This is a genomic window from Polaromonas naphthalenivorans CJ2 (genome assembly GCF_000015505.1).
Taxonomy (GTDB): domain Bacteria; phylum Pseudomonadota; class Gammaproteobacteria; order Burkholderiales; family Burkholderiaceae_C; genus Polaromonas; species Polaromonas naphthalenivorans.
Genome location: NC_008781.1, coordinates 1,453,151 through 1,468,965, shown reverse-complemented (window position 1 = coordinate 1,468,965; position 15,815 = coordinate 1,453,151). Strand labels below are relative to the sequence as shown.

Genomic DNA, 15,815 nt, shown 5'->3' with positions numbered 1-15,815 from the left:
TTTAAAATCCGCATCTCCGGCGTGCCTGCGCCGGAGATGGGCAATCCGCCATTCATCCCTCTTGATTGATCCTTTTTATGTCCGAACCCACCCTCCAGGCTTCGTCCACACCGGCAGATGCGGCCCTGCTGCTTGAAGTCGCCGAACTGGTCGTGAGCGCCTTGAACCTGGAAGTTGCCGCAGCCGACGTGCAGGCTGACGAGCCCCTGTATGGCGACGGACTGGGCCTGGATTCCATCGACATCCTTGAAATCGCGCTGGTGGTTTCCAAACGCTACGGCCTGCAATTGCGCGCGGACCAGGAAGACAACCACGCGATTTTTCATTCGCTGCGCAGCCTGGGCAACCATATCGCGGCCCACCGGACCCAGTGAGCACCTCGCTGGCGACACGTTTGGGGCAAGCCTGTCGTTGGGGATTCATCGGCGTTCTGGCCGTTGGCTACGCACTGCTTTCCCATCTGAGCGCCACCTCGGCAACGCATGATCTCTGGGGCGCCGTGGTCGCCGTCGCGCCCATGCTCGGGCTGGCATTCCTGATGGCATGGCGCTCGGACCGGCGCGGGGTCATGCTGCCACTCTGGCTGGCGGCTTGCGCTTTGCTCTACGTTAGCAGGGACTGGCTGATCACCCATTACAACTGGGTGTTTTTGCTGGAGCATGCCGGCACCTATTCGCTGCTGTGCGCCAGTTTCGGCCTGACCCTGCGCCACGGCGAAACGCCGATGATCTCGCGTTTTGCCAGCCTGCTGCAGGGCACCCTTTCCCCTGCGCTCAGGGCTTACACCCGCGCCGCCACCTGGGCCTGGACGCTGTATTTCGGCGGCATCGCAGGGCTTTCCGTGTTGCTGTTCTGGCTGGCTCCTGTCCAGGTCTGGTCGGCGTTTGCCTATCTGCTGGGCATTCCCTTGCTGGTGCTGATGTTCGCGGGGGAATATGCGGCACGCTGCCATGTCCTGCCAGCCGCAGACCGGGCCGGGCCGCTGGAGGCGATTCGGGCCTACCGGCAGGCTTCCTCAAAAGGCACTGCAGCGCCTTGCAAGCAGCCATGACCGCCTTTCCTCTCGTCACGCACGCGCAGGCTGAAGACCTGATCGCCTGCGGCCATGACCAGCCCATCACCGTGGCGCATTTCCTGGCCGATGTCAGGCAGCTTGCCGCCGCATGGCCGGCCGGCCGGCATGTGCTGAATGTCTGCACCGACCGCTACCGCTTTGCCGTCGGCCTGGCCGCCGCCTTGCTGGCCGGCAAGATCAGCCTGCTGCCGCCCACGCTCACGCCGGAGATGATGCGCCAGGTCAAAAGCTTTGCGCCGGATGTGTTTTGCCTGACGGACCAGGCCATGGCCATAGCCCTGCCACAGTTCGCCTGGGCAGATGCCGTGCCAGCCCGCGCACCGGCTGACGCGCAAACCGGCTTCTGCGACATTCCCACGATTCCGGCATCGCAAACGGCCGCCATCCTGTTCACCTCCGGCTCGACCGGCCTGCCCGTGGCGCACCGAAAAAGCTGGGGCGAGCTGGTGCTGAGCGTGCGCGCCGAAGCCGCCCGCCTGGGCCTGCTGGACGGACGGCGCCACAGCATCGTGGCCACGGTGCCGCCGCAGCATATGTTTGGGCTGGAGTCTTCGGTGCTGCTCCCCCTGCAAAGCGGTGCCATCATGAGCGCGGCGCATCCGTTTTACCCGGCTGACATCTGCACGGCGCTGGCGGCGGCGGCGCATCCCCGCCTGTTGGTGACGACGCCGGTGCATTTGAAGGTCTTGCTGGCCGCGGGCCTGGACCTGCCCGTGGCCGACCTGGTGCTGACGGCAACGGCGCCGCTGCCGCCCCAGCTGGCCCTGGCGGCAGAGGCGGGTCTGAAGGCGCCGCTGCTGGAAATCTACGGTTCGACCGAAACCGGCCAGATCGCATCCCGGCGGACCACGCAAACCTTTGAATGGACGCTGTTCCCGAGCATCACGCTCAGCGCCCTGGAAGGCCGCGTCTGGGCTTCGGGCGGGCATCTGGCGCAGGCCATGCCGCTGGGCGATGAGCTGGAACTGCTGGATGCCGAACGCTTTCTTTTGCACGGCCGCACCGCCGACCTGATCAACATCGCCGGCAAGCGCAGTTCGCTCGGCTACCTGAACCATCAGCTCAATGCCATTCCCGGCGTGGTCGATGGGGCGTTTTTCATGCCCGATGAGGGCGACGGCGGCCACGTCACGCGCTTGAGCGCCTTCGTGGTCGCCCCCGGCCTGACGCCGGCCCAGCTGCGGACGGCGCTGCGCGAGCGGATTGACGCCATGTTCATGCCCCGGCCGCTGGTGTTGCTGGAGTCGCTGCCGCGCAACAGCACCGGAAAATTACCGCGCAGCGCGCTGGAAACGCTGGCGCGTCAGCACCGCAAAAGGGACAAGCCATGAGCGGCGAAACCACGCTGTTCATCGCAGCGGACCATCCGGCCTTCGCCGGGCATTTCCCCGGAATGGCTATCCTGCCCGGCGTGCTGCTGCTTGACGCCGCCGTCCATGCCGTGTCACAAGCGCTCGGCGCGTCCGGCCCCGCCGGTTGCCAGATCAGTTCAGCCAAATTTCTCAGCCCGGTCGGTCCGGGCGAAACCCTGAACCTGTCCTGGACCCCTTCCGCCTCGGGCAGCGTGCGCTTTGACATTGCATGCGGCAGCCGAAAAATAGCCACGGGCACGCTGGTGTTGCCGCTGGCGCCATGAAGCCGGCGCGCCATGCCGCAGCGCCGGCCAGCGCGCAATGGCAGAAAAATCCCGAGCGCAGCAGCCTGTTCATGCTGCGCGTGATGACCTGGCTGTCGCTGCGGCTGGGGCGCGGTGCCAGCCGCGTTGTGCTGTACGCCATCGCCGCCTACTTCCTGGCGTTTGCGCCGGCGGCCCGCCGCATGTCGCGCCTTTATTTGCGCCGCGTGCTCAAGCTGCCGTCAAACGCCGCCGTCGGGTGGCGGCATCTGTTCCGGCATTTTTTCAGTTTTGCATCGACTATTCATGACCGGATTTATTTGCTCAACGACCGCTTCGACCTGTTCGATATCCGCGTTCACAACCAGGCTCTGGTGGACGATGTTCTGGCCGACGGCCAGGGCCTTTTTCTGATCGGCGCGCACCTGGGAAGCTTCGAGGTGCTGCGGGCACTCGGCCGCAAGCGGCCCGGCCTGCGCGTGGCCATGATGATGTACGAGGAAAACGCCCGCAAGATCAACGCGACGCTCAGCGCCATCAACCCGAATGCGCAGCAGGACATCATCGCCCTCGGCCACATCGGCTCGATGATCCAGGCCCATGAACTGCTGGCGCAAGGCACCATCGTCGGCATGCTGGGAGACCGCTCATTGGGCAACGATGACACCCGCCCCCTCAATTTCCTCGGCGATCCGGCCGAACTGCCGCTCGGCCCTTTTCGCATGGCGGCCATCATGAAACGCCCGGTGTTGTTCATGACCGGCCTGTACCGGGGCGGCAACCGCTACGACATCCACTTTGAAACGCTTGCCGATTTCTCAGCCTTGCCGCCGCGCGGCCGGACGCTGGCGGTGGAGGCGGCCATGACCCGTTATGCTGCACTGATGGAGCAGTACTGCCGCAGCGCGCCCTACAACTGGTTCAACTTTTTTGACTTCTGGCAGGCAGCCGCGCCGCCATTGCCACGAAAAACCACCTCCTCCGCAGAAACCACCTGATCCATGACGCTTTTTCCTGAACTGCCCCAACTTCCGGCCTTTGCCACAGGCTTGCCGCGCCGCGCCGCGCAAGGCCTCGCTTCAGCCCTGGCGGCATTGACGATAGGCCTGGCACTGGCTGCGTTCAGCCCGGCAGCCTTCGCGGCCTGGGACTTGCAGCAGCTGATGGACTCGCTGGCGCAGAACAAGTCCGGCCATGCCAGCTTTGTCGAAAAAAAATACATCGCCGTTCTCGACAGGCCCGTCGAATCCTCCGGCGAGCTGCTCTACACCGCGCCGGACGGGCTGGAGAAACGCACGCTCAAGCCCAAGCCCGAATCCATGGTTGTGAACGGCGATGAACTGCTCATCGAACGCGGACGCCAAAAGCACCGCCTCCAGCTGCAGGCCTACCCGGAACTGGCGGCCTTCATTGACAGCATTCGCGGCACGCTGGCCGGCGACCGCAAGGCGCTGGAACGCAGCTACCGGCTGAGCCTGGAGGGCAGTGCCGAACGCTGGAGCCTGCAACTGCTGCCGCTGGATGAAAAAATGCAGGCCGTCATCCAGCGCATCACGATTGCCGGCATGCGCGATCAGGTGCGCAGCATTGAAATCACCCAGGCCGATGGCGACCGCTCCGTGATGAACATCGACAAGCTGGCGACGCCGTGATGAAGTCGATGCGCCGCCGCGGCATGACGGCGATTGCGCTGTGGCTGGCGTTTTTGCTGGGCTGCGGCGCCATCATCAGCCGCACGACATTCACCACCGACCTGTCGGCATTCCTGCCGCGCACGCCCACGCCCGAGCAGCAATTGCTGATGGACCAACTGCGCGACGGACTGGCGTCGCGCCTGATCCTCGTGGGCATTGAAGGCGCCGACGCACCTACCCGGGCCGGGCTTTCCAGACAGATTGCCCTGCGCCTGCGTGCCGACCCTGCTTTTGCCAGCGTCAACAATGGCGAGCCGGTGAACACCGGGCACGACCAGGCCTTCCTGTTCAACCACCGTTACCTGCTGAGCCCTGCCGTGACGCCCGCGCGATTCAGCGCCGACGGCCTGCATGCCGCCCTCGGCGACAGCATCGACCTGCTCGCCTCGCCGGCCGGGCTGCTGGCCAAGGGCTTGCTGCCGCGCGACCCGACCGGCGAAATGGTGCGCTTGCTGGAGCAGCTCAACAGCGGCAGCCGGCCGCACCTGGTGGACGGCGCCTGGGCCGCGCGCGATGGCGCGCGCGCCCTGCTGCTGCTGCAGACACGCGCGGCAGGCTCCGACACCGATGCCCAGCAAGCCGCCATGGCCGCCATCCAGCAGGCGTTTGACACTGCAGCCGGCGGCACGGCGGCGGCCAGGCTGGTGATGACCGGCCCCGGCGTGTTTTCAGTCACCTCGCGCGACACCATCAAAAGCCAGGTCAGCCGCCTGTCGCTCATCAGCGTGGTGCTGATTGCGGCGCTGCTGCTGCTGGTGTACCGCTCGTTCAGCGCGCTGGCATTGGGTTACTTGCCGGTCATCAGCGGCGCGCTGGCCGGCATTGCCGCCGTCAGCCTGGGGTTTGGGTCGGTGCATGGCATCACCCTGGGATTCGGCACTGCCCTGATCGGCGAAGCGGTGGACTATTCCATCTACCTGTTCGTGCAATCCGAAGAAGGCGCGGACAAGCAGCAGGACTGGGTCAAGCGCTTCTGGCCCACCATCCGGCTCGGCGTGCTGACGTCCATCGTCGGTTTCGCGTCCCTGCTGCTGTCGGGTTTTCCGGGCTTGGCGCAACTGGGCCTGTATTCGATTGCCGGGCTGGTCGCCGCCGCCCTGGTGACCCGTTTTGTGCTGCCGCATCTGCTGCCGGAAAAATTCCGCATCCATGATGTCTCGGCCATCGGCCGGCTGCTGGCCCGGCTGGCGCGCCGCGCCCCGGCACTGCGCTGGCCGGCGGTCATGGTGCTGCTGCTGGCCTGCGGCATCCTGGCCGCCCAGCGCAACAGCCTGTTGAACGACAAGATATCTTCACTCAGTCCGGTGTCGCAGGCCGATGTCGCGCTTGACGAGCGCTTGCGCGCCGATATGGGCGCGCCCGATGTGCGCTATCTGGTGGTGGTTGCCGGCACCAGCCGGGAAGCCGTCCTGCGTTCGTCCGAGCAGGTTGCCCAAGTGCTGCAAACGCAGGTCGATCAGGGCGAACTGGCCGGATTCGAGAGCCCCAGCCGCTACCTGCCCAGCACCCAGACGCAACTGGCGCGCCAGGCCAGCCTGCCCCCGCCCGCCGTGCTCGAAGCGCGCCTGGCCCAGGCGGTGCAGGGTTTGCCGGTCAGCGCGCCCGTGTTCAAGCCGTTTCTGGCCGATGTCGAAGCTGCCCGCAGCCAGCCCTTGCTGCAGGCCGCCGACCTTGAAAAAACATCCATGGCCATGGCGATTGATGCCTTGCTGATTGAAAAAAACCAGCAATGGCGCGCCTTGCTGCCGCTGACCGCGACCGAGGGCGGCAGCATCAACGCGGCCCGCATTCGCGCGGCCTTGAGCGCAAGCCCTCTGGCAGATGTCCTGCTGGTGGACATGAAAGCCGAATCGGACCGCCTGTATTCCGGCTACCTGCATGAAGCCGTGCTGCTGTCGCTCAGCGGCGTGGCCGCCATTGCCGGCTTGCTGCTGCTGGTGTTCCGCTCGCCGATGCGCGTGCTCCGGGTCATTGCGCCGCTGGTCGCTGCGGTGATCACCGTCACGGCCGGATTGGCCCTGCTGGGCCAGCCACTGATCATTCTGCATCTGGTGGGCTTGCTGCTGGTGGTCGCGGTGGGATCGAACTACGCCCTATTTTTTGACCGCCCCGATCCGGGCGTCCCGCTCTCGCCCCGCACCCTGGTCTCGATGCTGTTTGCCAACCTGACCACGGTCGCAGGTTTTGGCCTGCTGGCGTTTTCCAAGGTGTCCATCCTGCAGGCCATGGGCGCCACGGTGGCGCCGGGCGTCATCCTGGCACTGCTGTATTCGGCTATTTTTGCCCGGCAAGCCGATGCTTGATGCACGCTGGCAACCAGGGCTTTTCCTGCGCGCCTCTGTCGCCCTGCATGGGCTGGCCGTGGCCGCCATCATGCTGAACCCCGGACAGTGGCGCTGGGCGCTGGGTGCCGTGGCCGTCAATCACCTGCTGATCGCGGCCATCGGCCTGTGGCCGCGCAGCCACTGGCTGGGCCCGAACTGGACGCGCCTGCCGGCCGCCGCCACGGCCAGGAATGAAATCGCCCTGACCATCGACGACGGCCCCGACCCCGCAGTCACCCCGCAGGTGCTCGATCTGCTGGAACGCTATGGCGCCCGGGCGACCTTTTTTTGCATCGGCGAAAAGGCCGTTCGTTACCCGGAACTGTGCCGGGAAATCATCCGTCGCGGCCATGCCATCGAGAACCACAGCCAGCACCATCGCCATCATTTTTCCCTGACGGGCCCGCGTGGCATGCGGCGTGAAATACAGGCGGCCCAGGACACGCTGACCCGGGTTTGCGGCCAGCGCCCGCTGTTTTTCCGGGCGCCGGCGGGCCTGCGCAACCCTTTCCTGGACCCGGTTCTGCATCAACTGGGGCTGACCCTGGCCAGCTGGTCAGCGCGCGGCTTCGATACCCGCATCAAGGATGCCGAACGCGTCAGGGACAAGTTATTGCCGGGCTTGCGGGCCGGCGCCATTTTGCTGCTGCATGACGGCAATGCGGCCCGTACCGCCAGCGGCACCCCGGTGATTCTCGACGTGCTGCCGGCGCTGCTGGAACGCGCCGCAGCGGCCCGGCTGCGCACGGTGACCTTGCGGCAGGCCGTCTCTTGAGAACCCACCCGGCAATCCATGCCCCGTGGTATCGGCAGGCGGCCGAGGTCATTCCCCGGCATTTTTATGTGAAAAGCATCGGCACGACGCTGTTCATCAGCCTGTTTTTCGGCGCCTATTTCTACCTGCTCAAGCACCCCGCCCATCCCATCACGGTGATGCCCAGAACCTGGCTGGACAGCCTGATCGGCTTTGAGCCGATGGCCCTGCCGGTGTATTTGTCGCTGTGGGTCTATGTGTCGCTGCCGCCCGCATTGCTGGCCACGCGGCAAGAACTCTACGGCTACGGCATGGCGATGGGATTGACCTGTCTGGCGGGGCTGGCCATTTTCTATGTCTGGCCCACGGCCGCGCCGGCCGCCGACATCGACTGGAGCCGCTACCCGCAGATGCTTTTCCTGAAAAACATGGATGCGTCGGGCAATGCCTGCCCGTCCCTGCATGTGGCCACCGCCTTTTTCTCGGCTGTCTGGCTGCATTACCTGCTGCGCCGCCTGGGCAGCCCGTGGTGGCCGCTGCTGATCAACGGTGTCTGGTGCGGCGCCATCGTCTATTCCACCTTGGCCACACGCCAGCATGTGGCCGTGGACATCGAAGCCGGCCTGCTGCTCGGCGGGCTCGCGGCCTGGCTGTCCTTGCGCCACCGCGCGCGCACCGAAGTCGCGGCCAAGGCGGGCTTGCCCCTTGCTGCAGACCCCGCCCTGCATTTGCTAAAGTAGCGCCCTTTTCTTTTCTATCTGGATTGGTTCCCCCTGTACCCGCTCTGGCTCTCCCATTACACCGCGACCAGCGGCCTCGGCATCGGCCTGCAACCGTCGCTGGCGGCGCTGCGCCAGCAGCGTGGCGGCTTGCTGCCATGCACCTTCGACACGGTGGACCTGCCGACGTTTACCGCTGAAGTCCCAGGCGTTGATGCGGTGCGGCTTCCTTTGCACTTGGCCCGATTTGATTGCCGCAACAACCGGCTGGCCTTGCTCGGCTTGCGGCAGGACGGTTTTTCCGAAGCCGTGGCGGCCGCCGCCCAAAAATATGGCGCCCAACGCGTCGGCGTCTTCATCGGCACCAGCACCTCCGGCATTCTTCAAACCGAACTGGCTTACCGCCGGCTTGATCCGGCCAGCGGTGCATTTCCGGCCGATTTCGCTTACGCCAGCACGCACAACACCTTCTCGGTCGCCGATTTCACGCGCCATTATTTGGGCCTGAGCGGCCCGGCCGCCGTGGTGTCATCGGCCTGCTCCTCCAGCGCCAAGGTGTTTGCCTCGGCGCGCCGCATGCTGGCGGCGGGACTGATCGACGCAGCCGTGGTGGGCGGGGTCGATTCGCTGTGCCTGACCACGCTGTATGGCTTTAATTCCCTGGGCCTGATTTCCACGCGGCCCTGCCGTCCGTTCGACGCCGGCCGCGATGGCATTTCCATCGGTGAAGCCGCCGCTTTTGCCCTGCTGGAGCGGCTGCCCGAGCAGCTCGATAAAAATGCCGTGCTGCTGCTGGGAGTGGGCGAATCCAGCGATGCGCACCACATGTCCTCACCCCATCCCGACGGCCTGGGCGCGCGCCTGGCGATGCAGGCTGCGCTCAAGATGGCCGGCCTCGGCCCAAACGACATTGATTACATCAACCTGCATGGCACCGCCACGCCGAGCAACGATGCGGCCGAAGCCAAGGCCGTCAGCGCGCTGTTCGGCGCCAACACGCCCTGCAGCTCCACCAAAGGCGCTACCGGCCACACGCTGGGCGCGGCGGGCGGACTGGAAGCGGTGGTCTGCGCGCTGGCGCTGCAGCACGGTTTGCTGCCGGGGGGCCTGAACACGCAGCAGCTTGATCCGGCGCTGCACCTCAACTACCTGCGGGAAAACCGCGAACAGGCCGTCAGCCGCGTGCTGAGCAATTCCTTCGGTTTCGGCGGCACCAATTGCAGCCTGGTTTTCGGCCGCGCCGGTTAACGGGTTAACGCGCAATGGTCAAGGCAAACAGATGACGCCGCACTTCGCAACTCCCGCACCCTCCCTCACTGTTTTTGTCGAAGGCATTGGCCTGCTGGGACCCGGCCTGTCCGGCTGGGACCAGGGCCGCACGCAGCTTCAGGGAAGCTTGCCTTACCAAACCGCACGAAGCATCTTGCCGCTGCCCATGGCGCTTCCTCCGGCCGAGCGCCGCCGCGCTGGCGCCGTGGTCAGGGTTTCGCTGGCCATCGGCCAGGAAGCGGTGACCGCATCCGGCCTGCAGGCCAGCTTGCTGCCTTCGGTGTTTTCATCGTCCAGCGGTGACGCCATCAATTGCCATGAAATCTGCAGTGCGCTGGCCTCCAGCGACCGGCTGATATCGCCGACCCGTTTTCACAACTCGGTGCATAACGCCTCGTCAGGCTACTGGAGCATTTCAAGCGCGTCCATGGCCTCCTCGTCGGTGCTCTGCGCGCATGACGCCAGCTTTTCGGCCGGCCTGCTCGAAGCGATGACGCAAGTCGCGGTGGAACAGACGGCGGTGCTGCTTATCGCTTACGACACCGACTATCCGGAGCCGCTGCGCAGCGTGCGGCCCCTGCCCGACACCTTTGGCATCGCCCTGGTGCTGGCGCCCCGGCGCAGCGAACGCAGCCTGGCCCACTGGAGCCTGGTGCCCGCCACCTGCTTTACCAGTGTGGCGGCAGACGGCCTGGCCGATGCGGCCCTCGAACAATTGCGCAAAAGCATTCCGGCCGCACGCGGCTTGCCGCTGCTGCGCAGTGTTGCGCTCCAAAGCCAGGGCGAGGTCGTGCTCGACTACCTCGACAACCTGCAACTGGCCGTGCAGGTTGCGCCATGCCGCTGATGCCTTCGGCCGTTCCTTGCATGCTGCAGCACGACGATATTGCACGGCGCATACCCCATCAGGGAAGCATGTGCCTGCTCGACCGCGTAACCAGTTGGGACACGGGCCAGATCAGCTGCGAGGCCACCAGCCACCTTTCGCCCGACAATCCCTTGCGCTCGCACGGACGGCTGGGCGCCGCATGCGGCATTGAATACGCCGCGCAGGCCATGGCCGTGCATGGCGCGCTGATCGCCGAAGCCAGCGCCGGCGAGGCACGGCATGGCCCGCAGATCGGCTACCTGGCCAGTGTGCGCAGCGTGATGCTGCATGTCGAAAGGCTCGATGACCTGGGCACAACCCTCCTCATCCGGGCCGAACGCATGAGCGGCGACGCCAGCACGATTCTTTACAGCTTCACGGTTCACGGCGGGCCGGTGCTGCTGCTTTCGGGGCGCGCCGTGGTCGTGCTCAATGCCGCTAACCTGGCGCTGCCGGGCCGCTCAAACCCGCCAGCCTTGCCACTTCCGGTTCACCCCTTATGAATCAAACCAGCCCTCGCAAGCGTGCCCTGGTCACTGGCGGCAGTGGCGGCATCGGCTCGGCCATCTGCCGGCAGTTGGCCGCCGACGGCTTTCACGTCATCGTGCATGCCAACCGCAGCCTGGAAGCTGCCCAGACCCTGGTCGCTCAAATCCGGGTCGCTGGCGGCCATGCGCAGGCACGGGCCTTCGACGTGACCGATGCAGCGGCCACTGCCGCCGCGCTGGAGTTGCTGCTGGCGGACGGCCCAATCCAGGTGCTGGTGAACAATGCCGGCATTCACGACGACGCGGTTTTTCCGGGCATGCAGCTCAGGCAATGGCAGCAGGTGATTGACGTGTCCTTGAATGGCTTTTTTCATGTCACCCAGCCCTTGATGATGCCGATGATCCGCACCCGCTGGGGCCGCATCATCACCATCACGTCGGTGGCGGCCGTGGCCGGCAACCGGGGCCAGGTGAACTATTCGGCCGCCAAGGGCGCGCTGCATTCGGCCACCAAGTCGCTGGCGCTGGAAGTGGCCAGCCGAGGCATCACCGTCAACGCCGTGGCGCCCGGCATCATTGCCACGCCGATGAGCCGGGGCAGCTTTGATCCAGCCGCCATTGCCCAGTTGGTGCCGATGAAGCGCCCCGGCCAGCCCGAGGAAGTCGCCGACCTGGTCAGTTTCCTGGCATCAGAAAAGTCAGCCTACATCAGCGGACAGGTGATTTCCATCAATGGCGGGATGATTTAGCCCCCACGCTTTTCACTGCGTGCAAGGCGCCGCGCCAGCAACAGCGGCAAACGCAGCAAAAAGCCTACGAACAGGCGGCTGTGCATCCAGGTCAGCAAGAGGTTGTCGCGCAGGTAGTTGAAATGCGAAACGCCGCCTTCATCGGCACGGAAGTAGCGCACCACCGCAGGCAGATTCAGTGGCTTGACGCCCAGCCAGCACATGCGCACGACGGCTTCAGGGTCGAAATCGAAGCGGCGCATCCAGCGCTGGCCCTGCATGACGCGCCGCAGCGGCGCAATCGGATAGACGCGAAATCCGAACAGCGAATCGCCAATGCCCGCCCAGAGCGTTTCCAGATTCGCCCACCAGTTCGACACCTTGCGCCCGTTGACCCGAAGGCGTGGCGCATCGGCGGCGAACACCGGCACGCCCAGCACCATGTCGGCGGGCCGGGCGCTTGACGCAGCCATGAAATCGGGAATCAGGTAGGCCGGGTGCTGGCCATCGGAATCCATGGTCAGCACATGCGTGAAACCCTCTGCTGCGGCCAGGTCCAGCCCGTGCAGCACGGCAGCACCCTTGCCGACGTTGCGCGGCAGCACCAGAACGCGCAGGCCGTCATCGTGCGCCGCCATCGCCTGCAGGCCTTCGGCGCTGCCGTCGGTGCTGCCGTCCACCACCACCCAGACAGGCGTCCATTGCGCGCGGGCCGAACGCACCGTCTCATAGACCTTGGGGCCGGGGTTGTAGCTCGGAATCAGCACCAGATGGGTCTGTGAAATGCCGGAAGGGCAAGCATTCATCGCGAGGTAATCCGGGCTAAACATAAAACAAACCGCCTCAAGACGCAGGCGACACGGGAAAGTCCGGCAATTGCGCATGCGCCAGCTCGGCCTGGAAATACTGCTCCAGCTCACTGACAAAAAGCGCCGTGTTCTGCGGCGGATCAAAGCGCTTGCCAAGCCGGATGCGGTAAGTAATCGGCATTTTGGGGGTCCGCCACACGGACCAGCCTTTGCCCAGAAAACCCGAATCGGTTTCAATGAAAACCGTCTGCACCGCAACGCCGGCATGCTTGGCAATCAGCCCCGTGGTGCCCTGCATGGCACCCACGGGAAAGCGGCTGGTGCGCGTGCCTTCGGGAAACAGCAGCAGATGGCTGCCCTGGTGCAAATCGGCGATTGCCAATTGCACCATGGTGCGAAGCGGCGTGTTGCGGATGTAGCCGACCAGCCGGGAGCCGGCACCAAAAAAAGGGCTGTTCACGATATCGGCCTTCATGATGCAGACCGCGCCAGGAAGACGCGACAGGATCATGAGGGCATCGAGCAATGACGGATGGTTGGGCGCGATGATCATGGCCGGGGCGCCCTGCAGGCTGTCGAGGGCCGTCAAGTCGAAGCGGCAGGCGCCCATGACGCTTAAAAAACGCAGATAGACGCGAAATGTCGCGCCGACCAGCTGGCGGCCCCACCGTTTGCTCAACACCCTCGGCAGCGCCATGCGCATCGGAAGGGCCACGACCGACACCGTGAGGCAAATCAGCCCCAGGCCGAGGTAGCCCAGGCAGAGCCTGACGGTTTCATGCAGGGCTCTGCCATCGGCAGCCACGCTGGCCTGCTTGTTCAGTAAAGCATTCGACTTGTTATCCATAAGCTTGGTGCATGCAGCCGCCTTTTCAGGTGCTGCCGTCTTGACGCCATCAAGCTGGCGAATGGGAGGTTGTGCAAGCGCGACAGGTTTACTTTGTGGCACGGCAAGTTTTGATGAAGGGTCGCCAGCCCGGTCGGCAGAAGAACACTGAATTTACCATGCATCGCAGGACGTCCAATCCTCGCCAACTCCCCAGAGGGTCTTCGCGGATACAGAGCCGATTGCGCTGCGATTGCAGGCCAAGACCGGGCACGGGTTCCTGGTGATGCGGGAGGCGCACCGCCGCTACACTGGCTTGACCCGCGCATTCAACTGAACTGTTCACCGGCAAAAGGGACAGCCAGCCTGAGCGCCATCGACCCTTGAAAGCGTGGCCCACGCACCATGAACCGCCATCCTGCTGACCCGACCTTTCTTGCCAGACTGTCAACGCGGCTCCAGGGCAAGGCGCACAACGCATTGCGCGTGGCCCTGAGCCAGTACGTCACCAACGGCCTGAGCGTCGCGCTTGGCCTGGTGCTGATCATGCTGGCCCTGTTCGAGTCGGCCGGCCTGGCGGCTGCGGCCAGTGCGGCGGTCGGCGTCATCATCACCAGCCTGCCGGACGTTCCCTCGCCGCGCCGGCGCAAGATCATGCAGGTGCTGCCAGCGCCGGTGCTGGGCACGCCGCTGTTCATGCTGGTGCAGCTGACGCGCCAGGATGCCCTGCTGCTGGGCAGCGTGCTGGTGGGCGGCACCTTTCTGGCCGTGATGATGATGGCCTGGGGCAAACGTGGCGGACCGATCTGCTTTTCGCTGCTGTTTTCGATGCTGTTCTCGATGGCCGCGCCGCCGATGAACTCGCTGGAAGAGGTCTTGCTGCACACCGGCTGGTTCGCGACCGGTGCCGGGCTCTACCTGCTCTGGGCGGTGCTGACCACGCACCTGCTCAACCAGCGCTTCCGGGCGCAGCTGCTGGCCGAATGCCTGCACAGCTTTGCCAGCATCTTGCGCATCCAGGCCCGGCGCTTTGGCCCCGAGCCCGACCACCAGGCGCTGCTCGAAGCCATGCTGGACCAGCAGGCCAACTTTGCCGACCAGCTGCAGGACACCCGCAACGTGGTGCTGGAGTCGCCCACCACGCGCCCGCGCCAGCAATACGCCGCCATGCTGCTGAGCCTGCTGGAGGCGCGCGACCACCAGCTGGCCTGCGACCTGGACCTCGATGTGCTGCTGGAGCAGCAGGCCACCGCGCCGCACCTGCCCGCCTTGCATCAGGCCCTGAACGACACCGCTGACGAGTTGCAGGCGCTGGGCATGGCTTTGCTGCTCGGCCGCAGCCAGCCATCGATTCGCCCGATTCCCGACCTGCGCCCGCAACTGGCCGGCGCCCTGCCGCCGCGCACGGCCGCAAGCCCGCCGCTGGTGCCCCAGCCCATGCGCACCGATGCACCCGATGTGCCCGCCTTGCTGCGCAACATGGCCGATCGCATTGGCCACATCAACGACGAGGCGGTCAAGCTCGCGGCGCTGGCGCGTGGCGACGTGGCGCCCGAGCTGAGTCTGGTGCGCAGCCAGTGGCAGCTGTTCGTCGGCACCACCCAATGGAGCGGCAAACCGCTGCTCGGCCAACTGAGCTGGCGCGCACCCACGCTGCGCTATGCGCTGCGGGCCACGCTGGCGGTGGCGGCAGGCTATGCAATCTCGCTGCACCTGCCGTGGGCCACGCACGAATACTGGATATTGATCACCATCGTCGTCGTGATGCGCGGCAACCTGGCGCAGACCGTTCAGCGCCGCAATGCGCGCGTTGCCGGCACGGTGCTCGGCTGCCTGCTGGTGATGGCCCTGCTGATGACCCATCCGGGCGCCAAAATGCTGTTCCTGGTGGTGGCCCTGAGCACCGGCATCGCGCATGCGTTTGCCCTGCGCCGCTACCTGTACACGACGATTGCAGCCACGGTCAGCGGCCTGCTGCAGGCGCATCTGCTGCTGGTCGGCCTGCGGCCCACGTTCGCGATTGGCGAGCGGCTGGCCGACACGCTGCTCGGCGCGCTGCTGGCGTGGCTGTTCAGCTATGTGCTGCCGTCGTGGGAGCGCAGCCAGATCCCGGGCCTGGTCAAGCGCAGCATGCAGGCGCAGGGCCAGCATGCCAAACTGGCGCTGGCGCTGCTGGACACGTCGCAAACCTCGGATGTGAACTGGCGGCTGGCGCGCCGCGAAGCCTACGACAGCCTGTCGGCGCTGACGCTGGCCACCCAGCGCAGTCTGGCCGAGCCGCGCCAGGTGCGCCCGCCGCTGGAGCCGCTCGAAGCGCTGCAGGCGCGCAGCTACCAGTTGCTGGCCCAGTTGACGGCCGTCAAGTCTTTATTGCTGCTGCGGCGCGGCCAGCTTGACCTGGCGCTGGCCACGCCCGCGCTGGAGCGCGCCGCCCAATGCATTGAAGCCGAACTCTCCAGCACAGCGCCCGCCACACCGGCTGACAACCCGGCCAGCTTCAGCATTGCAGGCCAGCCCTACCTGGAGCGGCCCGACATGCTGGTGGCCGCCGACCTGACGCCCTGGCTGCTGCGCCGCCTGCAACTGGCCTGCGCCATGGCCAGGGAGTTGCGGCTGGCGGCCAGCCGCGTGCAGGTCTGAAGCCAT

General features: G+C 65.7%; 14 protein-coding genes and 1 pseudogene. 13 read left to right on the top strand and 2 right to left on the bottom strand.

Annotated features, from left to right (window positions below):
* The first annotated feature begins 77 nt into the window (after positions 1-77).
* The 12 genes and pseudogenes from PNAP_RS06900 (at position 78) to fabG (ending at position 11,555) form a co-directional block, all read left to right on the top strand.
* Positions 78-374: a phosphopantetheine-binding protein gene (locus PNAP_RS06900; RefSeq protein ID WP_011800784.1), complete on the top strand. Its 297-nt coding sequence runs from the start codon at positions 78-80 to the stop codon at positions 372-374.
* Positions 371-1,051, top strand: coding sequence for a COG4648 family protein (locus tag PNAP_RS06895; RefSeq protein WP_011800783.1), 681 nt, complete (start codon positions 371-373; stop codon positions 1,049-1,051). Before PNAP_RS06900 ends, PNAP_RS06895 begins: the two co-directional genes overlap by 4 nt.
* Positions 1,048-2,711, top strand: a pseudogene (locus PNAP_RS06890) (AMP-binding protein). The gene PNAP_RS06895 and the pseudogene PNAP_RS06890 overlap by 4 nt, the downstream one beginning before the upstream one ends.
* Entirely contained in the window at positions 2,708-3,688 is a 981-nt protein-coding gene (locus tag PNAP_RS06880; RefSeq protein ID WP_011800782.1) for an LpxL/LpxP family acyltransferase, read from the top strand. Before PNAP_RS06890 ends, PNAP_RS06880 begins: the two are co-directional and overlap by 4 nt.
* Before the next feature lie 3 nt (positions 3,689-3,691).
* Entirely contained in the window at positions 3,692-4,342 is a 651-nt protein-coding gene (locus PNAP_RS06875; RefSeq protein WP_011800781.1) for a LolA-related protein, read from the top strand.
* Complete coding sequence (locus tag PNAP_RS06870; RefSeq protein ID WP_041376583.1) at positions 4,342-6,687, top strand: MMPL family transporter; 2,346 nt, start codon at positions 4,342-4,344, stop codon at positions 6,685-6,687. The genes PNAP_RS06875 and PNAP_RS06870 overlap by 1 nt, the downstream gene beginning before the upstream one ends.
* A complete protein-coding gene (locus PNAP_RS06865) occupies positions 6,680-7,483 on the top strand; it encodes a polysaccharide deacetylase family protein (RefSeq protein WP_011800779.1) in 804 nt (267 codons plus the stop codon). Before PNAP_RS06870 ends, PNAP_RS06865 begins: the two co-directional genes overlap by 8 nt.
* Entirely contained in the window at positions 7,480-8,202 is a 723-nt protein-coding gene (locus PNAP_RS06860) for a phosphatase PAP2 family protein (protein ID WP_011800778.1), read from the top strand. Before PNAP_RS06865 ends, PNAP_RS06860 begins: the two co-directional genes overlap by 4 nt.
* Positions 8,203-8,235: 33 nt before the next feature.
* Positions 8,236-9,429 (top strand): beta-ketoacyl-[acyl-carrier-protein] synthase family protein, encoded by a 1,194-nt coding sequence (locus tag PNAP_RS06855; RefSeq protein WP_041376582.1) that lies wholly within the window; start codon positions 8,236-8,238, stop codon positions 9,427-9,429.
* 31 nt (positions 9,430-9,460) lie between these two features.
* Entirely contained in the window at positions 9,461-10,297 is an 837-nt protein-coding gene (locus PNAP_RS06850) for a beta-ketoacyl synthase chain length factor (RefSeq protein ID WP_011800776.1), read from the top strand.
* On the top strand, positions 10,297-10,821 hold the full coding sequence (locus tag PNAP_RS06845; RefSeq protein ID WP_157040384.1) for a hotdog family protein: 525 nt from the start codon (positions 10,297-10,299) through the stop codon (positions 10,819-10,821). Before PNAP_RS06850 ends, PNAP_RS06845 begins: the two co-directional genes overlap by 1 nt.
* A complete protein-coding gene (gene fabG, locus PNAP_RS06840; protein ID WP_011800774.1) occupies positions 10,818-11,555 on the top strand; it encodes a 3-oxoacyl-ACP reductase FabG in 738 nt (245 codons plus the stop codon). Before PNAP_RS06845 ends, fabG begins: the two co-directional genes overlap by 4 nt.
* Here the strand turns inward: fabG and PNAP_RS06835 are convergent.
* Positions 11,552-12,340 (bottom strand): glycosyltransferase family 2 protein, encoded by a 789-nt coding sequence (locus tag PNAP_RS06835; RefSeq protein WP_041376581.1) that lies wholly within the window; start codon positions 12,338-12,340, stop codon positions 11,552-11,554. The two genes, fabG and PNAP_RS06835, sit on opposite strands and share 4 nt — an antisense overlap.
* Positions 12,341-12,377: 37 nt before the next feature.
* Complete coding sequence (locus PNAP_RS06830; protein ID WP_011800772.1) at positions 12,378-13,190, bottom strand: lysophospholipid acyltransferase family protein; 813 nt, start codon at positions 13,188-13,190, stop codon at positions 12,378-12,380.
* Positions 13,191-13,574: 384 nt separating this feature from the next.
* Here PNAP_RS06830 and PNAP_RS06825 point away from each other — a divergent pair, with 384 nt between their 5' ends.
* Positions 13,575-15,809 carry an FUSC family protein gene (locus PNAP_RS06825; RefSeq protein ID WP_011800771.1) on the top strand — a complete coding sequence of 745 codons (2,235 nt, stop codon included), beginning with the start codon at positions 13,575-13,577 and terminating at the stop codon, positions 15,807-15,809.
* Positions 15,810-15,815 lie beyond the last annotated feature (6 nt).